The following is a 25,082-nucleotide window of genomic DNA, read 5'->3' as shown; positions in this document are numbered from 1 at the left end:
CCCGCCACGCCGAGCCTTCGCCTCAGCCATGCGAACCGTCCGCTCGCCACCGCACTCCGTTCCGCAGGACTCCGTCCCGGCGGCATCCCGTTCCTCGCACCGCCTCCTCCGCCTCCTGGTGCCCTCCGTTTCCGCGCGGTGCTTCCGTCCCTCGTAGCACTCCGCCAGGGTGGTTCGCCGGTCTTCAAGCACACCGAACCCCCGCCGAAACGGTCTTCAACCGCACCAAACCTCGGCCCAACGTCGACCGAAACGCCCAGGCGCCGGACGTACCCAATGTGGCATTTGTTTCGTCAGACGTAACCAATGCCGCATTGGGTGCGCGAATGGGTCGAGTGGCCCTGCCGCCGAAAAGGTCTAGACCACTAGCATGGCTCCATGCTGGAAGTCATCGCGCTGGACCCCACGGACGCCGAGGCCGCTCAGGCCGGTGGCGCAGACCGGCTCGAACTCGTCTCCGACATGTCGGCGGGCGGGCTCACCCCCGATGTCGAGGTGACCAGGGCGGTGCTCGCGGCGACGACGCTGCCGGTGCGCGTCATGCTCCGCGACCAGGACGGCTACCGCCCGGCGGATCTCGCGGGCCTGCGCAAGAGCGCGGCGGAGCTGCGCGCGGCGGGGGCGACGGAGTTCGTGCTCGGCTTCCTCCGCCAGGACGGCAACCTCGATCTCGATGCCTGCCGCGAACTGGTCGGGGAACTGGACGGCTGCCGCTGGACCTTCCACCGCGCGCTGGACAACTCGGCCGACCCGTTGCTCTCGTGGGCCGAGGTGGAGAACCTCGGCGCGGACACGGTGCTCGCCTCGGGCGCCCCGAAGGGGGTCGAGCACGGCATGTCGATGCTGCGCGAACTGGCGCTCCGGCAGGACCCGTTGAGCCTGCTCGTCGGTGGTGGTCTCCAGCGCGAGCACGTGGCGCCGCTCAAGGCGGCCGGAGTGCGCGGGTTCCACGTCGGCAGCGCTGTCCGGCCCCGGGGCTGGGCGGGAGCGGTGGACGCGAAGTCAGTTCGCGAATGGGCACAGTTGTGTCACGGAGGGCTTCACGATACGGCCTGACCAGCGCGTTTGTTCATCGAGGGGCACCTTCCCGCGTGGAAGGTGCCCCTCGTCGTCTCTTGTCGCGCTGGTTCAGACCACTTAGCATCCGATCCATTGCCCATTGTGAAACAGTAGTTGCACGATATGCAACGGAGGTCGGAAGATGAGGCTGAGGCGGCTTCTGGTGATCGGCGCGCTGGGCACGCTCGCGCTCTCGGGCTGCGCCCCGGTGCAGTCGGCCTCGCAGTCCAGCGGCACGGACGAGAAGTCCGGCACGCTGCGCGTCTGGCTCTTCGACGAGGTCAACCGCGCGCCCAAGGAAGCGGTGGTCGCCGAGGCGGTCAAGGAGTTCGAGGCGCGCAACGCCGGGGTCAAGGTCGACGTCCAGTACATCCAGATCGCCTCGCGGGCCGAACGGTTCAAGGCCGCGTTCAGCGACGCGAAGAGCTCGCCGGACGTCGCGGAGTTCGGCAACACCGACCTCGCGGGCTACGTGGCTTCCGGTGGCTTCACCGATGTGACCGCCGACGTCTCCGCCTGGCCGGAGGGCAAGGACCTCGACCCGTCGGTGCTGGAGACGGGCAAGGTGGACGGCAAGGTCTACGGCGTTCCGTGGTTCGTCGGGCTGCGCGCGCTGTACTACCGCACCGACGTGTTCGCCGAGCTCGGTGTGCAGCCGCCGAAGACGATCGAGGAGATCGCCCCGCTCGCGCGTCGGATCAGGCAGGCGAAGCCGGAGCTGTACGGCATCTCGGTCGGCGGCAAGTACACCTACGCGATGCTGCCCTTCGTCTGGGCGGCGGGCGGCGAGATCGCCAGGCAGGACAACGGAAAGTGGTCCTCCACTGTGGACAGTTCGGCCGCTCGTGCCGGGATCGCCCGCTACACCGAGCTGCTCAAGGACGACATCTGCCCGCCCGCGCAGTGCGCGCAGAACGGCGGCGACGCGAGCGTGCAGCAGTTCGTCTCCGGCAAGGCCGCGATGACCATCGGCGGCAACTTCAACCGCCAGGCCGTGGAAGCCGGTGCGGCGAAGGGCAAGTACGCCGTGGTCCCGCTGCCGGGCACCGCGGCGGGCTCGGTGGCGCCCGCGTTCGCCGGTGGCAACCTGCTCGGCGTGCTGAAGTCGACGCAGCGGCGCACCCTGGCCAAGGACTTCATGCAGCTGCTGGGCGGCAAGCAGTACCAGGAGAAGCTGTACCGGGCCATGGGAAACCTGCCGACCTTCTCCGACCTCCAGCGCACCCTCGGCGCCAACGACCCGTTCGTGAAGCCGTTCATCACCACCTCGGAGGCAGGAACGCGGTTCGTCCCGGCGACCCCGGCCTGGGCCAAGATCGACGCGCAGGCGGTGCTGCCCAACATGATCCAGCAAGTGATCACCGGCGCGCAGCCGATCGACCAGGCGAGCTCAGCGGCGGCGCAGCTGATGAACTCGGCCTTCACCTCCTAGGCGGTCGCGATGACACACCAGGTCATGGTGGCCGAGCCGGTGCACGATGTGCCTGCGCGGCAAGGGAAACGACGTGGCGACGGGTGGGCAGCGGCGAGGTACCTCACGCCCACCCTGCTGATCCTGGGCGGCCTGCTCGGCTACCCGCTCTACCAACTCGTCCTGATCTCGCTCTTCGACTACGGCCAGGAGCAGGCGAGCGGCGGGGCTCCGTTGGAGTTCCTCGGCCTCGGCAACTACCAGAAACTGTTCGGTGACCCGCAGTTCTGGACCGTGCTCACGCAGACCGTGGGGTTCGCGGCGGTCTGCGTGATCGGCACGCTGGCCGTCGGCGGAGCGCTGGCGGTGCTCGCGTCCCGGGTGCGCGCCGTGCCGAGAATGATCCTGTTCCTCGCGGCGCTCGGCGCGTGGGCGACTCCGGCGGTCGCGGGCTCGACGGTCTGGATGTTCCTCTTCGACACCGACTTCGGCCTGGTCAACGAGGTGCTGGTCGGACTCGGGTTCGACGGCATGGCCAACTACTCGTGGACCTACGACAAGTTCGTCGCCTTCGGGCTCGTTGCCGCACAGGTGATCTGGTGCTCGTTCCCGTTCGTGATGGTCACGCTGTACGCGGGCATCATCGCGATCCCGAAGGAGATCCTGGAGGCGGCCTCGCTCGACGGCGCCTCGACCGCGCGCACGGTGCGGACCGTGATCCTGCCGCTGCTGCGACCGCTGCTGGTGATCGTGACCATCCAGTCGATCATCTGGGACTTCAAGCTCTTCACCCAGATCTACGTGATGACCGGCGGCGGTGGAGTCGCGGGCAACAACCTGGTGCTCAACGTCTACGCCTACCAGAAGGCGTTCGCCGCCTCCGAGTACGGCATGGGCTCGGCGATCGGCGTCGTGATGACGGTGCTGCTGCTGGCCGTGACGCTGGTGTACCTGCGCGCGCTGCGCCGGTCGGGGGAGCCGCTGTGAAACTCGCCGTCAAACGTCCGCACAGGACGGTCGCGGAGATCGTGACCGTGCTGATCGCGATCGTGGTCGCGTTCCCGCTGTACTGGATGGTGCTGACCGCGCTCAAGCCCGAGGGCGAGGTGCTCTCCACGTCCCCTCGGCCGTGGACGCTCGCCCCGACGCTGGACAGCTTCCGCCGGGTGCTCGACGTGCAGAACTTCGGGCGCTACTTCCTCAACAGCGTCGTGGTCGCGCTGATCGTGGTGTTCTTCGCGCTGCTGTGCGCTTTCCTCGCCGCGATCGCGTTGACCAGGTTCCGCTTCCGCGGCCGCACGGTGCTGCTGGTGATGCTGCTCGTCGCGCAGATGGCCCCGGTCGAGGCGCTGACCATCCCGCTGTTCTTCGTGATGAAGTCCGTCGGGGACGTGGCGCCGGCGTTCGGGTTGAACCACCTCGGTTCGCTCGTGCTGGTGCACTTGGCCTTCGGGCTGCCGTTCGCGATCTGGATGCTGCGCGGGTTCGTCGCGGCGGTGCCGGTGGAGCTGGAGGAGGCCGCCACCCTCGACGGCGCCAGCCGCTTCCGGTTCACCTGGCAGGTGCTCTTCCCGTTGGTGGCTCCGGGCCTGGTCGCGACGAGCGTGCTGTCGTTCATCCACGCCTGGAACGACTTCCTGTTCGCCAAGACCTTCATCATCTCCGCGTCGGAGCAGCAGACGCTGCCGCTGGGCATCCTGACGTTCTTCCGGCCGGACCAGAACGACTGGGGCGCGATCATGGCGGGCTCCACGCTGATGACGATCCCGGTGCTGATCTTCTTCGTGCTCGTGCAACGACGACTGGTCTCCGGCCTCGCCGGGGCCGTGAAGGGGTGAGCGGTGTTGTCGCCGTTCGATGTCCTGCTGCCGCGTCCCGTCGAAGCCACCGCCGCCGAGGGGATCTTCCCGCTCGACGAGACGACGGCGCTGACCGGTCCGCTGCCCGCCGTTGAGTGGTTGCGGACCCAGCTCCGTGCTGCCACAGGGTTTCCGCTGACCGAGTCCGGTTCCTCGGCGATCACGTTCTCCGTGGACGAATCGCTGCCCGCCGAGGGCTACCGCCTGGAGATCACCCCGGCCGCGGTGCGAGTCAGCGCGGCTGACGGGACCGGAGCGTTCTACGCCGCGCAGAGCCTGCGCCAGCTCATGGGCCCAGCCGCGTTCCGGCGCGCAGCTGTCCACAGTGGACGGTGGGAGTTGCCGTGCGGGACCGTGGTCGACCACCCGCGCTTCGGGTGGCGCGGCTGCCTGCTCGACGTCGCAAGGCACTTCCTGCCGAGGTCGGACGTGTTCCGGTTCCTCGACCTCATGGCCGCGCACAAGCTCAACGTGCTGCACCTGCACCTGACCGATGACCAGGGCTGGCGCATGGAGATCGAGCGCTACCCCAGGCTCACCGCCGTAGGAGGCTGGCGCGAGCGGTCCACGGTCGGCCACGGCAAGCTCGGCGCGCTCGACGACCGCCCGCACGGTGGCTTTTACACCAAGGACGACCTGCGCGAGATCGTCGCCTACGCGGGCGAGCGGGGCATCACCGTCGTCCCCGAGATCGACGTGCCCGGGCACACCCAGGCGGCCATCGCCGCGTACCCGGAACTGGGCAACACCGGCGCGGACCTCGGGGTGTGGACCGGCTGGGGCATCAACCCCAACGTGGTCAACGTGTCCGACGAGACCGTGAAGTTCTTCCGCGACGTGTTCGACGAGGTGATCGAGGTCTTCCCCTCGGAGGTCATCTGCGTCGGCGGCGACGAGGTGCCGCTGGGCCAGTGGCGCGAGAGCCCGGACGCGCGTGCGCGCATGGCCGAGCAAGGCCTGACCTCCGAAGCGCAGCTGCACGGCTGGTTCATCAGGCAGATGGCCGTGCACCTCGCCGAGCGCGGCAGGCGGATCATCGGCTGGGACGAGATCGCCGAGGTCGGCGACCTGCCCCCGGGCGCGATCGTGGCCTCCTGGCGCGGCGAACAGGCCGGGGTGGACGCGGCCCGCGCGGGTCACCAGGTCGTCATGTGCCCCGAGCAGCACGTCTACCTGGATCACCGGCAGGCCGATCACCCCGAGGAACCGATCCCGGTCGGCTACCTCCGGACCCTCGCCGACGTCTACGCCTACGAGCCCGTCCCCGCCGGCCTGGACGCGGACGCGGCGACCCGGGTCCTCGGCGCACAGACACAGCTGTGGACCGAGCACCTGGACACGCCGAGGCGGCTGGACTACGCCGCCTTCCCGCGCCTGTCGGCGTTCGCGGAGGTGGTGTGGAGCCCGGCGGAACGCGACCCCGAGGCGTTCCTGCGCAGGCTCACCGACCACCACCTGCCCAGACTGGACGCGCTGGGCGTGGAGTACCGGCCGCTGGCTGGCCCGCACCCCTGGCAGACCCGCCCGGGCGTGCCGGGTCTGCCGAGGTAGGCGCGGGCCCTCCGGCGAAGGGCGCCGGGGGCTGCCACCCCCGGCTCAACGCCGAGACCACGGAGCGCAGGCGCTCACAGGCGTCCGCGGCCCCGGCGTCGAGTTCGTGAGGTGTTCAGGCGTCCTCGGGCATCAGGATCCAGCAGACGAGGTAGAGGACCGCGCCCGCGCCGAAGCCGAGCAGGGTCGCCGCGACGAGCAGGATGCGCAGCAGCGCCGCATCCACGTTGAGGACCCGGGCGACGCCTCCGCACACACCAGCGACCATCCGGTCGGTACGGCTGCGGCGGAACCGGCGGACCGAGCTCCCGGACTGCGTGGTGGTGTCGGTGTCGAACATGACTCCACTCTCGCCCGGAAACGTGCCCCGGACATCGGGGTGCTCCCGGAAACCAACCCGGAGCGACCCCTGAGCGTCCTGTAGACAATGCCCATGACATCCAGGGGAATCCGGACGAGCCGCATCGCCGCGGCCACGCTGTGCGCGGTCGCACTCGCGGCGTGCGCCACCGAGACACCCCCGCCCGCGTCCTCGTCCGCTCCGTCCGCGCCCTCGTCGGCGGGACCCACGTCGTCCTCAGCGGCCTCCGGTGACTCGTTCACCGTGGCAGCGACGGGAGACGTGCTGATCCACCCGGAGCTGACCGCACAGGCCACCGAGGACGGCCAGGGGCGACGTGACTACGGCCCCCTGCTGGCGGGCGTGAAGCAAGCGATCTCCTCCGCCGACCTCGCGATCTGCCACTTGGAGGTGCCGATCGCCCCGGCGGGCGGCCCCTTCAAGGGCTACCCGAACTTCAGCGCTCCGCCCGAGGTCACCAAGGGCCTGGCCGACACCGGCTACGACGCCTGCTCGACGGCCTCGAACCACACCATCGACCAGGGTGCCGCGGGCGTGACCCGCACGCTCGACGCGCTGGACTCGGCGGGCATCGCGCACACCGGCTCGGCGCGCTCGGCGGCGGAGGCCGCCAAGCCCAGGGTGCTCGACGTGCACGGCGTGAAGGTCGGCCACGTGTCGTTCACCTTCGGGTTCAACGGCATCCCGGTGCCTGCGGACAAGCCGTGGCTGTCCAACAAGCTCGACGCCAACGCGGTGCTCGCCGCCGCCCGCGCCGCGAAGGCCGCAGGTGCCGAGGTCGTTCTCGCCAGCCTGCACTGGGGCACGGAGTTCAAGCACGAGCCGACCTCGGAGCAGAAGCAGCTCGCCCGCAAGATCCTCGGTGATCCAGCCGTGGATCTGATCATCGGGCACCACGCGCACGTCGTGCAGCCGTTCGAGAAGATCGGTGACAAGTGGGTGGCCTACGGTCTCGGCAACCACATCGCCAAGCACGCGGAACCGCGTGGCGTGAGCGAGGAGGGCGCCATCGCCCGGTTCACCTTCGTCCGCGACGGGGCGAAGTGGAAGGTCGGGACAGCGGAGTTCTCGCCGACGCTGGTCGAGCTGGGGCCGCCGATCCGCTTGCTGGACCTCAGCACGGCGCCCGCGTCGACTCGGAACACCGAAGCCGTCACCCGCACCGAACGCATCGTCCGGAGCCTGGGCGCGAACAAGGAGATCCTGACCCGCAAGGGAAGCTGACCGGGATCCGCTCTCGCGATCTCACTATTCGGTTGTGGGGCAAGGCAAAGTCGACCACCTCCCGACCTCGTTGGTGACTCCAGCCTGTCCGCCCGGTGACCGCCCGGCAAGCCCCGAAGATCGACTTGTGGACAACTTCGCCGGTGGGGACAACTCACCCGCACCTGCTCCGCGATTCCCCATCCCCGTCACCCACGTCCGGAAGAATGGAACGCGGGGGAGGGCCCCGCGCGCGGGCGCGTGAGCGTGAAGCCGCCGGAGAACGACGTTGTGGCAACGCGTTGCGATTGTCGAGCGCTCTTCCTCGCAAGGAGTTGCCAGAACGCTTGGAGGTGGCGAGGTCAGGAGGGGCGGAACTTCTTGGCGAAGGCGACCATGAGCGCCGAGATGAGGGGGAGCTTCTTGGACCAGCCCTGGATCAGCGTGGCGTCCAGCTCGGGGCAGTTGGCCAGGAACCACGGGCCGAGCCGGAGGGCCAGGCCGGGGATCTTGCTCTTGGCGCACTCGGTGAAAGCGTCCTGGACCGGCCCGGAGCACAGGTCGCCGGGCTTGTAGCAGTCCTTCTTGAGGCTGCCCACCACCGATTTCCAGTTCGGTGGCGGGCTGTTCCCAGGAACGCCTTGGTGAACACCTTCGGCAGGACGTCGTTCTCGAACCAGGTGACGTGGGCGGGGCTGCTGCCGGGTTGATGCCCTTGCCGCAGACCTCCTTGGTGAACTTCGCCTTGAGCTGCTCGCCGATGGCGGCGACCTTGTCCATGTCGGGGCGGGCCTCGGCCGTTGTGCCCAGGAACATCGCGGTCGCGCGCAACCCGTTCGAATGAGAACGTGCGAGCTACGCGGGCAGGAGCGCCGCGACGCGTTCCATGCGGGAAAGCCACCTGCGCTCGGTCTCGGCATCGGCGCGCACGCCATCCAACAACGAAGGCTCAGCGGCGCGCGCGGGCACGGGAAGAAAACCGTCCACCGGGCGCAGTGAATCCGACGCGACGTCCTCGGTGAACAAGGAGATCGTCCCCAGCCCACAAGCGAAATCGAGCGACGGAAGCGCAGCCGCCAAAGCGAGCTGGCCCGCCAAACCCACGCTGGACTCCAACGCGGAGGACACTACGCACGGCAGCCCGCACGCTTCCGCGACCTCCAGCGCCCGCCGAGCCCCACCGAGCGGAGTCGCCTTCAACACGGCCACATCGGCGGCGCCCGCCACCGCCACCTTCATGGGGTCCGAAGCGCGCCGGATGGATTCGTCGGCGGCGATCCGGACGTCCACGCGCTTTCGAACGGCGGCGAGTTCCGAAAGCGTCCGACACGGTTGTTCCACGTATTCAAGACCGCCAGCTTCGCGGTCCAGGGAACGGATCGCGGCTACCGCCGAATCGACCGACCACGCCATGTTGGCGTCCACCCGGATGGCACCCGAGGGGCCAAGCGCCGAGCGCACGGCGGCAACCCGCTCGCAATCATCCTCGATGGACTGACCCGGATCGGCGACCTTCACCTTGGCCGTGGTGCACCCCGAAGCCGCCACGATCTCGAAAGCCCGTGAAGGCGGCACAGCGGGAACGGTGCAGTTGACGGGAATCCTCGACCGAACCGGAGTCGGCCACGAGCCGGAACACGACTCAAGCGCAGCCGCCAGCCACGGAACGGATTCCGAATCGGAGTAGTCCTCGAAAGCGCAGAACTCCCCGAAACCGGACACACCCTCCAACAGCACGCCGTGTCGCACGGTGATGCCACGAAAACGGTTCCGCAGCGGCAATGCGTACACGCCGACCACAGAGAACGACACGCCTCAGCCGATCTCGGGCAACGCGGGACCGAGCAGGTCATCGGCGTCGACGATCCGGTACGCGTAGCCCTGTTCGGCGAGGAAGCGCTGCCGGTGCGCCGCGTACTCGGTGTCCAGCGTGTCCCGCGAGACCACCGAGTAGAAGTGCGCCTGACGGCCGTCTCCCTTGGGGCGCAACAACCTCCCGAGCCGCTGAGCCTCCTCCTGGCGGGAACCGAAGGTGCCGGAGACCTGCACGGCGATCGAGGCTTCCGGCAGGTCGATGGAGAAGTTGGCGACCTTCGACACCACCAGGGTGCTGATCTCCCCGCGCCGGAACGCGTCGAAGAGCTGCTCGCGCTCCTTGTTCTTCGTGGAGCCCTGGATGATCGGCGCGCCCAACGCCTCGCCGAGCGACTCCAACTGATCCAGGTACGCGCCGATCACCAAGGTCGGCTCGCCGGGGTGGCGGTCCAGGATCGCTTGCACCACAGGCAGTTTCGTGCGCGCGGTGGAGCACAGCTTGTACCGGTCCTCGGCCTCGGCGGTGGCGTACTCCAGCCGCTCGTTCTCCGTCAGCGTCACCCGGACCTCGACGCAGTCGGCCGGCGCGATCCACCCCTGCGCCTCGATGTCCTTCCACGGCGCGTCGTAGCGCTTCGGGCCGATCAGCGAGAACACGTCGCCCTCGCGGCCGTCCTCGCGGACCAGGGTCGCGGTCAGCCCGAGCCGCCGCCTCGACTGGAGGTCGGCGGTCATCCGGAAGACCGGCGCGGGCAGCAGGTGCACCTCGTCGTAGACGACAAGGCCCCAGTCGCGGGAGTCGAACAGCTCCAGGTGCTTGTACTCGCCCTTGGTCTTGCGGGTGATCACCTGGTAGGTCGCGATGGTGACCGGGCGGATCTCCTTGCGCTCACCGGAGTACTCGCCGATCTCCTCCTCGGTCAGCGACGTCCGCGCGATCAGCTCGCGCTTCCACTGCCTGCCCGCGACGGTGTTGGTGACCAGGATCAGCGTCGTCGCCTGCGCCTCGGCCATCGCGGCCGCGCCGACCATCGTCTTGCCCGCGCCGCAGGGCAGCACGATCACGCCGGAGCCGCCCGCCCAGAACGCCTGCGCCGCCATGCGCTGGTAATCGCGCAGCGCCCATCCCTTCTCCTCCAAGGAGATCGGGTGCGCCTCGCCGTCCACGTAGCCCGCGAGGTCCTCTGCGGGCCAGCCGATCTTGAGCAGCATCTGCTTGAGCCGCCCGCGCTCGCTGGGGTGCACGGCCACGGTGTCGTCGTCGATGCGCGCGCCGAGCATCGGGGAGATCTTCTTGTGGCGCAGCACCTCTTCGAGCACCGCGCGGTCGAGCGAGTGCATCGTCAGCCCGTGCGCGGGGTGGTTCGCCAGCTGCAACCGCCCGAAGCGGCCCATGGTGTCGACGATGTCGACCAGCAGCGGCTGCGGCACGGAGTACCTGGAGAAGCGGACGAGCGCGTCCACGACCTGCTCCGCGTCGTGGCCCGCCGCGCGGGCGTTCCACAGCGCGAGCGGCGTGACGCGGTAGGTGTGCACGTGCTCCGGCGCGCGCTCCAGCTCCGCGAACGGCGCGATGGCGATCCGCGCGTCCCCCGCCGCCGGGTGGTCCACCTCGAGCAGCAGGGTCTTGTCGGACTGGACGATGAGCGGGCCGTCGGTCACAGTTCGTGCACTCCTCGCGTTCGCACTCTGTACTTCAGTGTTGCACCGTAGAAGCAACCCCTGACACGCGCGCCGTGTTCCACCCTGCGTGCGGTCACCCGACGGGGCTACATTGTTCACCCGCTGTCACGGAGCCACGGGGACGAAAGAGGACTGACGGTGACAACCCCACCGCACCAGCCCGATCGCCAGGGACGCCTGGGGTACGCCCAGAACGGGCGCCCCGCCTTCGCCCCGGCACGCGCGGAGGACGAGGGCAAGCCCCACTTCATCCCGCAGCAGCCCGCGCCGAAGCGCAGGAGCTTCCAGGCGCGGATCACGGTGCCGCTGGTGGTGCTCGCGCTGGTCCTCGCGGGGTACTTCCTGATCAGGGGTGACGCGCAGAAGGTCGCGGCAGGCGAGTGCGTCGCGCTGGCCGGGGGCGGCGCCGACCCGACCGTGTCCATCGTGACCTGCGAAGACGTCCGTGCCACGTACAAGGTCGCGAAGAAGCTCGACGACAGCGACGGGACCTGCCCGCACGGGGACTACATCGAGTACTGGGAGCGCACGCGCCGCACCGGCGGGCTCAAGCTCTGCCTGATGGCGAACGCCAGGGAGGGCGACTGCTTCGTGGTCACCGGCACCGGGCAGGACACCGACCTGGTGAGGGCGGCCTGCGCGGAGGCGGGGGCGATCCGCGTCGTGAAGGCCCACGACGGCAGGTCGGACGGGGCGCTGTGCGGCAACCCGGACTCGGCGTGGATCTACAGCGAGCCCGCGACCACCTACTGCCTGGGCAAGCCGGACGCGGGCACCTAGCCGCCGCGATCTACCCCATTCGTCTTGCGCCTCTGGTGGCCGTCGTCACAGTGTGCTGAGATCCGAAACCATGTCACGTCGTGCCCTGCTCATCGGCGCCCTCAGCACAGTCGCGGCGCTGGTCGCCGGATGCACCTCCGGAGCCGGTGGAGCGCCGGGCGCGCCCATCGCGGGACTGCGGATCATGGCCCCCGCGAAGCCCGGGGGCGGCTGGCACCAGACCGCGCAGAGCCTGCAGGACGTGCTCCAGCGCGACCGGCTCGCCGCGGCGCCGGTGCAGGTCTACAACGTCGAGGGCGCCGGCGGCGTCAACGGCCTCAACCAGCTGGCAGGGGAGAAGGACGACAAGGTCCTCATGGTGATGGGCCAGGTCATGGTCGGCGGCATCATCAGCGCGAGCGCCCAGCGGACGCTGAAGGACACCACCCCGATCGCGCGGCTGCTCGGCGAGAGCCTGGTGCTCGTGGTCCCGGAGTCCGCGCCGTACCGCAACCTGGAGCAGTTCCTCTCCGCGTGGCGCGCCGACCCCAAGGGCACGGTGATCACCGGCGGTTCGGCGGGCGGCGCGGACCAGATCCTGGCCGGGCTGATCGCCGACCGCGTGGGCATCGACCCCGCGCAGCTGAACTACGTGCCCAACAGCGGCGGCGGTGAGTCCATCCCGAAGCTGCTCTCCGGCGAGGTCAAGGCGGGCATCTCCGGGGTCGGCGAGTACAAGGACCTGATCAAGTCGGGCAAGCTGCGCGCGATCGCGGTCTCCGGGCAGAAGCGCTCCAACCTGATCCCCGAGATCAAGACGCTGACCGAGCAGGGCATCGCGCTGAGCTACCTGAACTGGCGCGGGGTCGTCGCGCGGCCGGGGCTGTCGGCCTCGGTGAAGCAGCAGTACGTCGAGATGATCAGGAAGATGCGCGACAGCGCGACCTGGCAGCAGGTCCTCAAGAGCAACGACTGGGAGGACTCCTTCCTCGCGGGTGAGGAGTTCGCCAAGTTCATCGAGGAGGAGGACGGCACCGTGCGCAAGGCGCTCAAGGAGATCGGTGCCGTGAAGTGAGGACTCGGCCGAGCGGCGAGCTGCTGCTGGTCGCGCTGCTCGCCGGGCTGGGCGCGTACACGCTGGCCACGACGCCGTCGATCATGGTGCCGCCGATGGCGGAGAACGCGGGGCCGAGGCTGTTCCCGTACCTGATCGGCGGGCTGCTGGTCGGCGTCGCGGTGCTGCTGGGCGCGCAGGTGCTGCGCGGCAAGGCGGCTCCGCCCGAGGAGGGCGAGGACGTCGACCCGGACGGCCGCACCGACTGGCGGGCCGTGGTGCTGCTGATCGTGCTGTTCGCCGCGCACGCCGTGCTGATCGAGCCGATCGGCTGGCCCCTCGCCGCCGCGCTGCTGTTCTCCGGCGCCGCGGTCGTGCTCGGAGCCAGGAAGTGGTGGCTGATCGTGGTGAGCGCGCTCGTGCTCGCGGTCGGCCTGTGGGCGGTGTTCGTGTTCGGGCTGGGCGCCTACCTGCCCGGCGGACCGTTGCAGGGACTGGTGCATGGGCTCGCTTGACCTCCTCCTCGACGGCTTCGCGAGCGCGCTGAGCGCCCAGAACCTGCTCTTCGCCGTCATCGGCGTGCTGCTGGGCACGCTGGTCGGAGTGCTGCCGGGGATCGGCCCCGCGATGACCGTCGCGCTGCTGCTGCCGATCACCTTCACCGTGCCGCCCGCCGCCGCGCTGATCATGTTCGCCGGGATCTACTACGGCGGCATGTACGGCGGTTCGACCACCTCGATCCTGCTCAACACCCCCGGCGAGTCGGCGTCGATCGTGACGGCGCTCGAAGGCAACAAGATGGCCAGGGCGGGCAGGGGCGCGCAGGCGCTCGCGACCGCCGCGCTCGGCTCCTTCGTCGCGGGCACGATCGGCACGCTGCTGCTGTCGCTGGTCGCGGTCCCCGTCGCGACCTGGGCGAGTTCGCTGACCTCGGCCGACTACTTCGCGCTGACCGCGCTGGCGTTCTGCACCGTCGCGGCGATGCTGGGCACCTCGCCGCTGCGCGGGGTCGCCTCGCTCTCCGTCGGGCTCTACCTGGGGCTGGTCGGCATCGACAAGATCACCGGCCAGTCCCGCTTCGCGATGGGCATCGACGAGCTCAACCGGGGCGTCCCCGTGGTGATCGCCGCCGTCGGCCTCTTCGCGGTGGGCGAGTCGATCTACGTGGCCTCGCGGCTGCGGCACGGCCCGGTGAACGTCATCCCGGTGGGCACGACGTGGGGGCTGCCCAAGGCCGACCTGAAGCGCTCGTGGAAGCCGTGGCTGCGCGGCACCTTCATCGGCTTCCCGATCGGAGCCGTGCCCGCCGGTGGTGCCGACGTGACGACCTTCCTGTCGTACGCGACGGAGAAGAAGCTCGCGGGCAAGAACAACGAGTTCGGCAAGGGCGCCATCGAAGGCGTCGCCGGACCCGAGGCGGCCAACAACGCAGCCGCGGCCGGAGTGCTGGTTCCGCTGCTGACACTGGGTCTGCCCACGTCAGCGACGGCGGCGGTGATGCTCGCCGCGTTCACCAGCTACGGCATCCAGCCGGGACCGCTGCTCTTCGACACCAAGCCCGAACTGGTCTGGGCGCTGATCGCCTCGCTCTACCTGGGCAACGTGCTGTTGCTGGTGCTGAACCTGCCGCTGGCCGGGATCTGGGTGAAGCTGCTGCGCGTTCCGCGCCCCTACCTCTACGGCGGCATCCTGCTGTGCGCGTCGCTGGGCGCGTTCGCCTCCAGCCAGTCCGCGGCGGGGCTGCTCGTGCTCGTGGTGATCGGCGCGCTGGGCTTCGCGATGCGCCGTTACGGCTGGCCGGTCGCGCCCGCGGTGCTGGGCCTGATCCTCGGCCCGGTCGCCGAGGAGAACCTGCGCAAGGCGCTCCAGATCAGCCAGGGCGATCCCGGCGCGCTGGTGTCGAGCACCTTCTCGAAGGTCATGTTCGCGCTCGCCCTGCTCGCGGTGATCGTTCCGCTGATTCTTCGGGCGAGGCGCCGCCGGAGCTGATTAGCAATATTGATTTCTGAATCCCCCGAATATTCACTCCCGGTGTGCGTTGGCCTCCTTACCTGTGTTGGGATGCGCCGTCACGCCGAACGAGTCCAATTGTTGTGAAAAGTTCGCGCGTGGCTCGCCGCCAGTCCCACCGAAGGAAGCCGCCCGTGACACGCCGCCGCCAGTTCCTGTTCGCCTCACTGCTGCTCACAGCCGGCCTCGCCGCGGGCTGCACCACTCCCTCCGCCTCGGGCGAGGGCTCGATCGACGGCCTGCGGATCCTGGTCCCGGCCAAACCCGGCGGCGGTTGGCACCAAACCGCCCAGGCCCTCCAGGACGTGCTACAGCGAGAAAAGCTCGCGTCCGGCGTGCAGGTTTTCAATCTGGAAGGGCCCGGCGGCGTTGCCGGACTGAACAAGCTCGTCGGGGAAAAGGACGACGACCTGCTCATGCAGATGGGCAAGGTGATGGTCGCGGGCATCATCAACAACAAGTCGGAGAAGACGCTCAAGGACACCACCCCGATCGCCCGCCTCACCGGCGAGAGCCTCGCGCTGGTGGTCCCCGCCGAGAGCCCGTACCGCAACCTGGAGCAGTTCCTCACCGCCTGGCGCGGTGACCCCAAGGGCATCGTGATCACCGGCGGCTACGTCGCCGACGTCGACCACATCCTGGCCGGGCTGATCGCCGACCGCGTCGGCATCGACCCCGCGCAGCTGACCTACCTGCCCAACGCCGGTGGTGGCGAGTCGGTCACCCGGCTGCTCTCCGGTGAGGCGAAGGCGGGCATCTCCGGCATCACCGAGTACGCCGAGCACATCAAGGCGGGCAAGCTGCGGGCGATCGCCGTCTCCGGCAGCCAGCGCTCCAAGCTGCTGCCCGAGGTCAAGACGCTGACCGAGCAGGGCATGGGGCTGACCTACCTGAACTGGCGCGGGGTCGTCGCGCGCCCCGGGCTCAGCGACGAGGCCAAGACGCGCCTGGTCAACGCCGTGACCAAGTTGCACGCCTCGCCCGCGTGGAAGCAGACCCTCAAGGCCAAGGACTGGGACGACGCCTTCCTCACCGGCCCCGAGTTCGACAGCTACATCGAGACCGAGGATGCTGCCGCGCGAAAGGTCCTCCGAGAGATCGGCCTGGTGAACTAGCTTGGTACGGCGCTTCAGCGGCGAACTCGTCCTCGTCGCCCTGCTCGCGGCGGCGGGCGTCTACGTCCTCGTGCAGACCCCGGAGATCGTGGTGCCGCGCAGCGCCGCGACGGCCGGGCCCCGCCTCTTCCCCTACCTGATCGGCGGGCTGCTCGTCGGCCTCGCGGTCCTGCTCGCCGTGCAGGTCCTGCGAGGCAGGTCCGCTCCGCCGGAGGAGGGGGAGGACGTCGACGTCGATCGCCGCACCGACTGGCGGGCGATGCTCGTGGTGATCGTGCTCTTCGCGGCGCACGCGCTGCTCATCGAACCGATCGGCTGGCCGCTCGCGGCGACGGTGCTCTTCGCGGGCACCGCCGCCGTGCTCGGCGCCCGCCGCTGGCTCGTGGTGCTGGCCAGCTCGTTCGGTCTGGCCATCGGGCTGTGGGCGGTCTTCGTGTTCGGGCTCGGGGCGTACCTGCCCGGCGGCCCCTTCCAGATGTGGACGTGACGTGAGCTCGTTCGACTACCTCATGCAGGGCTTCGCCGCCGCCCTGACCCCCGAGAGCCTGATGTTCGCGCTGCTCGGCGTGCTGCTGGGCACGCTGGTCGGAGTGCTGCCGGGGATCGGCCCCGCGATGACCGTCGCACTGCTGCTGCCGATCACCTTCTCGGTGCCCGCGACCTCGGCGTTCATCCTGTTCGCCGGGGTCTTCTACGGCGGCATGTACGGCGGTTCGACCACCTCGATCCTGCTCAACACCCCCGGCGAGTCGGCGTCGATCATCACCGCGCTCGAGGGCAACAAGATGGCCAAGCTCGGCCGTGGGGCCCAGGCGCTGGCCACCGCCGCGCTCGGCTCCTTCGTCGCGGGCACGATCGGCACGCTGCTGATCGCGGTGCTCGCGCCGGTGATGGCGGACTGGGCCGTGACGCTGACCTCGGCCGACTACTTCGCGCTGGTGGTGCTGGCCTTCTGCACGGTCTCGGCGATGCTCGGCTCCTCGCCGCTGCGCGGGGTGGCGTCGCTGTCGGTCGGGCTCGCGCTCGGGCTGATCGGGCTCGACTCGGTCTCCGGCCAGCCGAGGTTCACCTTCGGCCTGTTCGAGCTGGCCAACGGCGTCGACGTGGTGATCGCGGCCGTCGGCATGTTCGCGGTCGGCGAGACGCTGTACGTGGCCTCCCGGATGCGGCACGCGCCGCCGGAGCTGGTGCCGGTGAGCCGGACGTGGTGGCTGCCGAAGGAGGACCTCAAGCGCTCGTGGAAGCCGTGGCTGCGCGGCACGGCGATCGGCTTCCCGCTCGGCGTGATGCCCGCAGGCGGCCCGGTGGTGACGACCTTCCTCTCCTACGCGGTGGAGAAGAAGCTGTCCAAGCGGCCCGAGGAGTTCGGCAAGGGCGCGATCGAGGGCGTCGCCGGTCCCGAGGCCGCGAACAACGCGGCGGTCGCGGGCGTCCTGGTCCCGCTGCTCACGCTCGGTCTGCCGACCTCGGCGACGGCGGCGATCATGCTCTCCGCCTTCAGCAGCTACGGCATCCAGCCGGGGCCGCTGCTGTTCGAGATGCAGCCCGAGCTGGTGTGGACGTTGATCGCGTCGCTGTGCATCGGCAACGTGATGCTGCTGGTGCTGAACCTGCCGCTGGCCGGGATCTGGGTGAAGATCCTGCAGATCCCGCGCCCCTATCTCTACGCGGGCATCCTCGTGTGCGCCTCGCTCGGCGCCTACGCCTCCAGCCAGTCCTGGCAGGGACTGCTCGTGCTGCTCGGGATCGGCGTGCTCAGCTACGCGATGCGCCGCTACGGCTGGCCCGTGGTGCCCGCGGTCGTCGGCCTGATCCTCGGGCCGATCGCCGAGGACAACCTGCGCAAGACGCTGCTGGTCAACCAGGGCGACCCGGCCGCGCTCGTCGGCACGCCGTTCGCGCAGCTGATGCTCGCGCTGGCGCTGCTGGCGATCGTGGTCCCGCTGATCATGAAGGCGCGGGCCCGGCGGAAGGTCCCCTAGACGCGCGTGAGGGGCGCCCCATGCCCCTGGGGCGCCCCTCTCAGGGGACAACCAGAACTTCGAAAGTCTGTCGCTATATATAAGGAGCTAGGACACCCTCGCCGGAGGCAGCAGCTGCTGCACGTCGAGGCGGCTGGTCAGCAGCTGCGAGGTCTCCATCATGTCGGCGACCCGCTGGAGCCGCACCGGGTTGATCGAGACCGGGTAGGTGCCCACCGAGACGAGGCCCGCGGTCTGCGCGTCGACCTCCGCGTACTCGGTCAGCACCTCCTGCACGGCGAGCTTGTTGGTGCCGAGCTCCTGCGCCTTCTCCAGCACGTTGCGGAATGCAGCGAGGGTCTTCGGGTAGGAGTCGGCGAACTTCTTGCTCGATGCGTACCCGGACATCGGGAAGTCGAGGGTGTAGCCGCGCGCGGTGTCGGTCAGCACTCGCGCACCCAGCGAGCGCTGGGCTTTGGTGATCCAGGGCTCGACCATCCAAGCCGCGTCCACCGACTTGTTGCTCAGTGCCGCGGTCATGTCCGCGAACGCCATCGGCGTCCACTTGATGTTGCCCTTCTGCACGTTTGCGGTCTGCAAAACGCTCTCGGTGGTCAGTGTGCCGAGGTCGTCCTTGCGGTTGACCGCGATCTTCGGCTTCTGGATCTCACCGGGGTTGTCGTAGTCGGAGTCGGCGAGCGTGACCAGCGCCATGGTGTTGCGCGCGGCCTGGTAGGCCTCGCCCTGCAACTGCAGTTCCTTGCCGGAGTGCACGGCGCGCAACAGCGTGACGTGGCTGGCGAAGGCGATGTCGAGGGTCTGGCTCTCCAGCTGCTGCACCGCGGAGTTGTCGTCGTTGACCACGATCAGCTCGACCTGGAGTCCCGCGTTGGCGAACAGCTTCTCGTTGCGCGCCAGGTAGAGCGGGGCCACGTCGACGCTGGGCAGCACGCCGATGCGCAGGGTGCCGCGCTCCGGCTTGGGCGCGGAGGCCTGCTCAGCGCCGCCGAACAACCCGCACCCGCTGGTGCTCGCCAGCACGACCGCACTGGCCAGCAGCGCGAACGCGCGCCGGAAGGCTCCGATGGTCATGCCGACTCCTCGTTCTCTGATCAACTCACGGTGACATGCCGGGGAAGGCGTGGCGATGCTATCCACCCACAAGAGGGAATAGAGTCACAACTTCAGACACTGTCCGCTGTCTCATCTTCCCGTTCGCTGGTCCGTACCACTACGCTCCCCTGGCTAGCGACCCGTGGCGCCCTGCAGGGGAAGTCCGCTGGTCAGCGCCGGTGAGACTGGCGTTGGCGGCTGGGACTGTGCTGCAATGCGGCCCGCATTCGCAAGTCCGACCTCGGTCCGGGGAGGGATCGAGATACTGCTGCCGGAAGAGGAAGCCCAGGGTGGCGCGTCGAGAGAGAGGTCCCAGCCGGACCGGTGAAGGGGAAGCCCTTCCACCCGAAAACCCCGTAAAGGGTGACGGGACGGCTGCGCAGCGTGACGGAGGCGAGGCCGGCGGACACGCCGCCGAGTCCACCGTGGCGCCGGTGACCGACACCGAGCAGGACCCGCCCGCCTCGCGGTGGCGACTGCGGAACTGGCGACTGCGGACCAAGCTGCTGGCCGTCCTGCTCATCCCCACCGCCGCCGCCCTCGCGCTCGGCGGGCTCCGGGTGACCAGCGACCTCGCCGCCGCGACCAAGCTGGAGCAGCTGGCCAACCAGGTCCGGCTGAACGGCACGATCTCCGTCCTGGTGCACAACCTCCAGCGCGAACGCGACCTGACCGTGCGCTTCGTCTCCAGCGGGCGCAGCGGCGACCAGGTGGTCATGGAGCGCCAGCGCAAGCGCGTCGTCGACTCGGTCGACGAGTTCCGCAAGCAGGTCAAGGAGCTCGGCCCGGAGCTGGCCCCCGGCCACGCCGCGATCTACGACAAGGCCGCCCAGCAGCTGGACCGGCTCACCAAGCTCCGCCAGGCGGTCCAGGGCCCGGACTCCCGCTACCCCGAGGAAGCGCTGCTGCGCTCCTACAGCGAGTCCATCGACGAGCTGCTCTCGCTGACCGAGCTCGGCCTCGCCCAGACCGACAACCCGGCCCTGATGAACCTGCAGGGCAGCGTGCTCTCGGTGTCCAGGGTCAAGGAGCAGACCTCGCGCAAGCGGGCGATCCTGCTGGATGCGTTGCAGCAGAAGAAGTTCGCGCCCGGCCAGCTGCGCCAGCTGCTCGCCGTCGACGCCGAGCTGCAGGCCGCGCGCAACGACTTCCGCAAGGCCGCGACCTCCGAGCAGCGCAGGCTCTTCGACGACATGGTGACCGGCTTCATCGTCGACGTCGCCAACAACATCGAGGAATCGGCGCTGCAGAACGCCGAGGCAGGCCAGCAGCTCACCGCGACCCCCGAGCAGTGGGACGTCGCGGCGACGCTGACCGTGAACCTGATCTACGATGTAGAGTCCAAGCTGCTGGAGCAGCTGCGCGAGGACAGCTCCAGCCTGGCCACCACGGCCAGCACCAACGCCGTCCGCGACTCCGCGCTGGTGCTCGGCGCCCTCGCCCTCGCGGTCATCCTGGCGCTGTTCGTCGCCCGGTCCCTGCTGCGCCCGCTCCGCGTGCTGCGCAAGACCGCGCTCGCCGTCGCCGACCACCAGCTGCCCGACGCCGTCGAGAAGATCCTCGCCGCGCCGAACCCGACCGCGGCGTCCAAGATCGCCGTGGCCCCGGTGCCCGTGCACACCACCGAGGAGATCGGCCAGGTGGCCCGCTCCTTCGACGCGGTGCACGGCGAGGCCGTCCGGCTGGCCGCCGAGCAGGCGATCCTGCGCGACAACGTCAACTCGATGTTCGTCAACCTCTCCCGGCGCAGCCAGGCGCTGGTGGAGCGGCAGCTGAACCTGATCGACCGGCTGGAGCAGGACGAGCAGGACCCCGACCAGCTGTCCAACCTCTTCGAGCTGGACCACCTGGCCACCCGGATGCGCCGCAACAGCGAGAACCTGCTGGTGCTCTCCGGCAACGACCTCACCCGCAGGCTCACCAAGCCGGTGCCGATCTCCGACGTCATCGGCGCCGCGGTCTCCGAGGTCGAGCAGTACGCCAGGGTCCAGGTCGGCCAGGCACCCGACCTGGCGATCCAGGGCCGCGCGGTGAACGACCTCGTGCACCTGGTCGCCGAGCTGCTGGACAACGCCACCGCCTTCTCCGACCCGCAGACCAAGGTCGTCGTGCGGACCGCGCGGACCCGCAAGGGCGAGCTGGCCGTGGAGATCTCCGACCGCGGTGTCGGCATGCCCGACGGCGAGATCCGCGAGGCCAACCAGCGCCTGGCCGAGCCGCCGGACGTCGACGTCGCGGTGTCCCGCAGGATGGGCCTGTTCGTGGTCGGCAGGCTGGCCAAGCGGCACCAGGTCCAGGTCAAGCTGCGCTCCAACGAGGACATCGAGGGCGGCACCACCGCGCTCGTGGTCATCCCGGCCGACCTGGTGCAGCCGGTCCCGCCGCGCACCGCCACCCTCGGCGGCCCGGTCACCGGCACCGTGACCGGCGTGGCCGCGGTGAGCGCACCCAGCCAGCCCAGCCAACCCAGCGCACCCAGCTCGCCGAGCCAGCCGAGCCAGCCCGAGCCGGAGTTCCACACGAACTCGCTGTTCGTGCACACCCCGGCCGAGACCAGCCAGGCGTCGAGCTACCCGAGCGTGAGCGGCACCCCGCCGCTGACCGTCGGCGACGTCACGCGCGCGCTCGCCGAGGCCGACGGCACCGAGCCCGAGCCCGGCGCCGCCGGGACCGGCACCGCGGTGGCCGATGCCGAAGCCGAGCAGCCCGCCAAGAAGGACATCCCGCCGCTGGACCTGGACATCCAGGTGGTCGCGGCCGACGGCGAACTGGACCCGGCCAAGCCGCCCAAGCTGCCCGGCGACGACCAGCCCCCGGTGCGCTACGAGGACCAGCGGCCCGAGCTCAACGGCGAGTTCTCCGGCTCCTGCGATCCCGCCCCTGCCAAGGCCCCCGCCGCCGAGCAGGGCGGCAACGGCATCCGTCCGAGGGAGATCCCCCGCGACGACGCGCCGACCGAGCGGCTGCCGATATACGAGGAGATCCTCTCCCAGTGGTTCCAGGCGGCCGAGCCCCAGCAGTCCGCGCCCGCCAGGGAGATGCCGCTCGGCGAGCCCGCGCTCAGCGCGACCGTCGACGAGCCGCTCGTCCAGCCGAAGCCGGAAGCGCCCCCGAAGCAGCAGCGGTTGAACGCGCTGCCCAAGCGCCAGCGGCCGGCTCGTGCGGCTGAGCCCGAAGAGACCGCGGCGCCCAGCGTGCCGCAGTCGGTGTGGCAGTCCCCGGGCGACGAGGGCTGGGAGGCGGCGAACTCACTGCTGAACAGCCCGGCCGGCCAGGGCGTGACCACGGCGGGGCTGCCGAAGCGGGTGCCCAAGGCCCAGCTCATCCCGGGCTCGGCGGCACCCCGTCCGCAGGCCCCCGCCTCCGCCCCGTCCACCAGGGCCCCGCAGACTCCTCGCACCGCGGACAACGTCCGTGGCAGGATGTCGAGCTTCCAGCAGGGTCTGCGCCGAGGCCGGCATGCCAGGATTGAGACGCTGGCCGCCGACCGCGGTCAGACGGAGCAGTCCGGCCCGGGTCATGGCCGTCAGGACGAGGAGCAGCAGTGAACGAGTCGGTCCAGCAGCCTGGCACCTTCGGTTGGTTGATCACCGACTTCGTGCGCAGGGTCCCGGGCGTCGCCCACACGGTCGTGGTCTCGGCGGACGGCCTGCTGCTCGCCGCGTCCCAGGGCCTGCCGCGCGATCGCGGGGAACAGCTCGCCGCGGTGTCGTCCGGTTTGGTCAGCCTCACCCAGGGAGCGGCACGGTGTTTCGAGGCGGGCAACGTCGCACAGACCGTGGTGGAGATGGAGCGGGGTTACCTGTTCCTCATGTCGATCAGCAACGGCGCCTGCCTGTCCGTGCTCGCGGCGCCGAACTGCGACATCGGCCTGGTCGCCTACGAGATGACCCTGCTCGTGGACCGGGTCGGCCAGCAGCTCACGCCGGAGCTGCGGGCGCAGCTGCAGGGCGTCGTGCGCAGGTAAGTGAGGAGTCGGGTGGGGTGAGGTCGCGATGACGACGGGACCCGGGTTCTCCAGTGACCGCTTCGACTACCGGGAGTGGGCGCTGGGTGGATTCCGCTACGACGAACCCGAGGACGAGCGCGAGGGTGCCGGCGCGGCGCCGCAGGAGCCCCCGCTGATGTCGCCGCGCGACGGCCTCGGCGGGACCGGCCTGTTCGGCGGCCCCGGCGCGGACCTGTTCGGCGGCGGAGCGGTGGACGAGTCGCCGATCCCCTCCGTGCCCGCGCAGCAGGTGGTGCACGAACCCGACCCGTTCACCGAGTCCGGTTCGCTGGTCCGGCCCTACACACGGACCGGCGGGCGCACGCGGCCCGACTACGACCTGGCCATCGAGGCGCTGATCTCCACCAGCGACCGCGGCCGGGAACGGGACGCCGCCGTGCTTCCAGAGCACAGGTCGATCTGCGGGCTCTGCCTGGAGACCCGATCGGTTGCAGAAGTCGCCGCGCACTTGCGTTTGCCACTGGGCGTGGTACGCGTATTGATCGGTGACATGGCGGGCCTCGGCCTCGTCATGATCCACCAGAGCGGCTTGGTCATGGGGGACCGGCCGTCCCTCGGGTTCCTCGAAAGGGTGCTGAGTGGCCTCCGCAGGCTCTAACCCCCACACGCCGGACACCCGGCAGGCCACGACCTCGGCGAAGATCGTGGTCGCCGGTGGCTTCGGTGTGGGGAAGACGACGTTCGTCGGTTCGGTCTCGGAGATCGTTCCGCTGACAACCGAAGCCGTGATGACCGAGGCCAGCGTCGGGGTCGACGACCTCTCGGCGACTCCCGGCAAGGTCACCACGACCGTGGCGATGGACTTCGGCCGCGTCTCGCTGGACCAGGACCTGATCCTGTACCTGTTCGGCACGCCCGGCCAGCACCGGTTCTGGTTCATGTGGGACGACCTCGTGCGCGGGGCCATCGGCGCCGTCGTGCTCGTCGACACCCGCAGGCTCGCCGACGCCTTCGCCTCCATCGACTTCTTCGACGACCGCCAGCTGCCCTACATCGTCGCGCTCAACTGCTTCGACGGCATGCTGCACCACCGCATCGAGGACGTCCGCGACGCGCTCACGATCGACGACTCCATCCCGATCGTCACCTGCGACGCCCGCACAAAGGAGTCCACCAAGCACGCGCTGATCACCCTGGTCGAGCACGCGATGCGGCAGTGGATGACCGTGGGCGCCTGACGCACCCGAACAGCAGACGCACAAAGCGGGAGCCCCGGTCGATGACCGGGGCTCCCGCTTCAGTGCTGGTGCGCTGGATCAGCCGATGCCGACGCAGGCGTTCAGACCGGTGATCTTCGGCTTGATGCTCAGGGCGCCGAGGATGCCACCGCCGCCGACCTTGACGGCCGGGTTCGCCGACGCGGAGGCGCCGATGCTCGGGGCGCTGACGCACGCGCCGATCTTGTCGAGCTTCACGGCCGCGGCCACGTCGACCTTGGCGTCGACCTTGGCGGCCAGCTTGACCTTCAGATCAGCGGCGGAGACGCGGACACCGGCAGCGGCGTCCACCTTCGCGTCGACCTTGGCGTCGACGAGCTTCGGGGCGGCGGAGCGACCGGCGCCCACGCCGACGCCGACACCCGCGTCGACGTCAGCGTCGACCTTCGCGCCGATGCCGATGCCGACCTTGATCGGCAGCTTGACCTTGACGCCGAGGTTCGCGCCGACGCCAACGCCCGCGCCGACACCGACGCCGACACCCGCGCCGACGCCGACCTTGATCGGGGCCTTCACGCCGACACCGACGCGGATCGGGCCACCGACGCCGACACCGACGCCGACCTTGACCGGGGCCTTCACGCCGACACCGACGCGGATCGGGCCGCCAACGCCGACACCGACGCCGACCTTGACCGGCAGCCTGACCCCGACGCCGACGTTCGCGCCGACCTTCGCGTCAACGTCGGCGTCCACCGTGGTGGCGCCGGCGTAACCCGCGGACATGAAGAAGACCGACATGGCAACCGCCGCGGTCACCGTTGCGAATCTGCGCGCCAACCTGCTGATGGGCATTTTCGGGGTTCCTCCTAGATGTGGCCGGGCCACGAGGGCACAGCCGGGCACTGTCCGATTCCGGCGTGCGGCACCCGTGTGGGGCGAGTGAGCGCAGCCACCCACCA

Annotated in this window: 24 protein-coding genes; 18 read left to right on the top strand and 6 right to left on the bottom strand. The window is 69.8% G+C overall.

Going from position 1 to position 25,082, the window contains the following annotated elements:
* Positions 1–378: 378 nt before the first annotated feature.
* The 5 genes from ABD798_RS05735 (at position 379) to ABD798_RS05715 (ending at position 5,880) form a co-directional block, all read left to right on the top strand.
* The gene (locus tag ABD798_RS05735) at positions 379–1,056 is read left to right on the top strand and encodes a copper homeostasis protein CutC (protein WP_344871447.1); all 678 of its coding nucleotides are present in this window, start codon (positions 379–381) and stop codon (positions 1,054–1,056) included.
* 145 nt (positions 1,057–1,201) lie between these two features.
* Positions 1,202–2,491, top strand: a complete 1,290-nt coding sequence (locus tag ABD798_RS05730) for an extracellular solute-binding protein (RefSeq protein WP_344871446.1) — start codon at positions 1,202–1,204, stop codon at positions 2,489–2,491.
* Between the two features lie 24 nt (positions 2,492–2,515).
* Positions 2,516–3,457, top strand: coding sequence for a carbohydrate ABC transporter permease (locus ABD798_RS05725; protein WP_344872886.1), 942 nt, complete (start codon positions 2,516–2,518; stop codon positions 3,455–3,457).
* A complete protein-coding gene (locus ABD798_RS05720; protein ID WP_344871445.1) occupies positions 3,454–4,308 on the top strand; it encodes a carbohydrate ABC transporter permease in 855 nt (284 codons plus the stop codon). The genes ABD798_RS05725 and ABD798_RS05720 overlap by 4 nt, the downstream gene beginning before the upstream one ends.
* 6 nt (positions 4,309–4,314) lie before the next feature.
* On the top strand, positions 4,315–5,880 hold the full coding sequence (locus tag ABD798_RS05715) for a beta-N-acetylhexosaminidase (protein WP_344872884.1): 1,566 nt from the start codon (positions 4,315–4,317) through the stop codon (positions 5,878–5,880).
* Between the two features lie 115 nt (positions 5,881–5,995).
* Here ABD798_RS05715 and ABD798_RS05710 read toward each other — a convergent pair whose 3' ends face one another.
* On the bottom strand, positions 5,996–6,220 hold the full coding sequence (locus ABD798_RS05710) for a PspC domain-containing protein (RefSeq protein WP_086823285.1): 225 nt from the start codon (positions 6,218–6,220) through the stop codon (positions 5,996–5,998).
* Positions 6,221–6,313: 93 nt separating this feature from the next.
* Between ABD798_RS05710 and ABD798_RS05705 the strand changes: the two genes are divergently transcribed.
* On the top strand, positions 6,314–7,465 hold the full coding sequence (locus tag ABD798_RS05705; protein WP_344871444.1) for a CapA family protein: 1,152 nt from the start codon (positions 6,314–6,316) through the stop codon (positions 7,463–7,465).
* 341 nt (positions 7,466–7,806) lie between these two features.
* Here the strand turns inward: ABD798_RS05705 and ABD798_RS05700 are convergent, their stop codons facing one another.
* Positions 7,807–8,043, bottom strand: coding sequence for a hypothetical protein (locus ABD798_RS05700; protein ID WP_344871443.1), 237 nt, complete (start codon positions 8,041–8,043; stop codon positions 7,807–7,809).
* Between the two features lie 86 nt (positions 8,044–8,129).
* On the opposite strand from ABD798_RS05700, the gene ABD798_RS05695 reads away from it, so the two are divergent.
* Positions 8,130–8,288 (top strand): hypothetical protein, encoded by a 159-nt coding sequence (locus ABD798_RS05695; RefSeq protein WP_344871442.1) that lies wholly within the window; start codon positions 8,130–8,132, stop codon positions 8,286–8,288.
* Positions 8,289–8,299: 11 nt separating this feature from the next.
* Here the strand turns inward: ABD798_RS05695 and ABD798_RS05690 are convergent, their stop codons facing one another.
* On the bottom strand, positions 8,300–9,256 hold the full coding sequence (locus ABD798_RS05690; protein ID WP_344871441.1) for an o-succinylbenzoate synthase: 957 nt from the start codon (positions 9,254–9,256) through the stop codon (positions 8,300–8,302).
* Between the two features lie 3 nt (positions 9,257–9,259).
* A complete protein-coding gene (locus ABD798_RS05685; protein WP_344871440.1) occupies positions 9,260–10,921 on the bottom strand; it encodes a DNA repair helicase XPB in 1,662 nt (553 codons plus the stop codon).
* A 159-nt stretch (positions 10,922–11,080) separates the two neighbouring features.
* On the opposite strand from ABD798_RS05685, the gene ABD798_RS05680 reads away from it, so the two are divergent.
* From ABD798_RS05680 to ABD798_RS05650, 7 genes are all read left to right on the top strand, one after another.
* Positions 11,081–11,722: an LppU/SCO3897 family protein gene (locus tag ABD798_RS05680; protein WP_344871439.1), complete on the top strand. Its 642-nt coding sequence runs from the start codon at positions 11,081–11,083 to the stop codon at positions 11,720–11,722.
* A 70-nt stretch (positions 11,723–11,792) separates the two neighbouring features.
* Positions 11,793–12,776, top strand: coding sequence for a Bug family tripartite tricarboxylate transporter substrate binding protein (locus tag ABD798_RS05675; RefSeq protein ID WP_344871438.1), 984 nt, complete (start codon positions 11,793–11,795; stop codon positions 12,774–12,776).
* Positions 12,773–13,270 carry a tripartite tricarboxylate transporter TctB family protein gene (locus ABD798_RS05670; protein WP_344871437.1) on the top strand — a complete coding sequence of 166 codons (498 nt, stop codon included), beginning with the start codon at positions 12,773–12,775 and terminating at the stop codon, positions 13,268–13,270. The genes ABD798_RS05675 and ABD798_RS05670 overlap by 4 nt, the downstream gene beginning before the upstream one ends.
* Entirely contained in the window at positions 13,257–14,744 is a 1,488-nt protein-coding gene (locus ABD798_RS05665) for a tripartite tricarboxylate transporter permease (protein ID WP_344871436.1), read from the top strand. Before ABD798_RS05670 ends, ABD798_RS05665 begins: the two co-directional genes overlap by 14 nt.
* Before the next feature lie 155 nt (positions 14,745–14,899).
* Positions 14,900–15,880 (top strand): Bug family tripartite tricarboxylate transporter substrate binding protein, encoded by a 981-nt coding sequence (locus ABD798_RS05660; RefSeq protein ID WP_344871435.1) that lies wholly within the window; start codon positions 14,900–14,902, stop codon positions 15,878–15,880.
* Position 15,881: 1 nt separating this feature from the next.
* Positions 15,882–16,367: a tripartite tricarboxylate transporter TctB family protein gene (locus ABD798_RS05655; RefSeq protein ID WP_344871434.1), complete on the top strand. Its 486-nt coding sequence runs from the start codon at positions 15,882–15,884 to the stop codon at positions 16,365–16,367.
* A gap of 1 nt (position 16,368) precedes the next feature.
* Positions 16,369–17,862 (top strand): tripartite tricarboxylate transporter permease, encoded by a 1,494-nt coding sequence (locus tag ABD798_RS05650; protein ID WP_425549165.1) that lies wholly within the window; start codon positions 16,369–16,371, stop codon positions 17,860–17,862.
* 87 nt (positions 17,863–17,949) lie between these two features.
* Here ABD798_RS05650 and ABD798_RS05645 read toward each other — a convergent pair whose 3' ends face one another.
* Positions 17,950–18,933: an ABC transporter substrate-binding protein gene (locus ABD798_RS05645; RefSeq protein ID WP_344871433.1), complete on the bottom strand. Its 984-nt coding sequence runs from the start codon at positions 18,931–18,933 to the stop codon at positions 17,950–17,952.
* A gap of 455 nt (positions 18,934–19,388) precedes the next feature.
* Here ABD798_RS05645 and ABD798_RS05640 point away from each other — a divergent pair, with 455 nt between their 5' ends.
* The 4 genes from ABD798_RS05640 to ABD798_RS05625 are packed head-to-tail and all read left to right on the top strand — an operon-like array spanning position 19,389 to position 24,141.
* Positions 19,389–22,502, top strand: a complete 3,114-nt coding sequence (locus ABD798_RS05640; protein ID WP_344871432.1) for a nitrate- and nitrite sensing domain-containing protein — start codon at positions 19,389–19,391, stop codon at positions 22,500–22,502.
* The gene (locus ABD798_RS05635; protein ID WP_344871431.1) at positions 22,499–22,921 is read left to right on the top strand and encodes a roadblock/LC7 domain-containing protein; all 423 of its coding nucleotides are present in this window, start codon (positions 22,499–22,501) and stop codon (positions 22,919–22,921) included. The genes ABD798_RS05640 and ABD798_RS05635 overlap by 4 nt, the downstream gene beginning before the upstream one ends.
* 28 nt (positions 22,922–22,949) lie before the next feature.
* A complete protein-coding gene (locus ABD798_RS05630) occupies positions 22,950–23,561 on the top strand; it encodes a DUF742 domain-containing protein (RefSeq protein ID WP_344871430.1) in 612 nt (203 codons plus the stop codon).
* The gene (locus ABD798_RS05625) at positions 23,542–24,141 is read left to right on the top strand and encodes a GTP-binding protein (protein ID WP_344871429.1); all 600 of its coding nucleotides are present in this window, start codon (positions 23,542–23,544) and stop codon (positions 24,139–24,141) included. The genes ABD798_RS05630 and ABD798_RS05625 overlap by 20 nt, the downstream gene beginning before the upstream one ends.
* Positions 24,142–24,219: 78 nt before the next feature.
* On the opposite strand, the gene ABD798_RS05620 is transcribed toward ABD798_RS05625, so the two are convergent.
* On the bottom strand, positions 24,220–24,939 hold the full coding sequence (locus tag ABD798_RS05620; protein ID WP_344871428.1) for a hypothetical protein: 720 nt from the start codon (positions 24,937–24,939) through the stop codon (positions 24,220–24,222).
* Positions 24,940–25,082 lie beyond the last annotated feature (143 nt).

The organism is Allokutzneria multivorans, from assembly GCF_039537405.1.
Taxonomy (GTDB): Bacteria; Actinomycetota; Actinomycetes; order Mycobacteriales; family Pseudonocardiaceae; genus Allokutzneria; species Allokutzneria multivorans.
The sequence above is the reverse complement of the archived record's forward strand: the minus strand, read 5'-3'. Positions and strand labels throughout refer to the sequence as shown.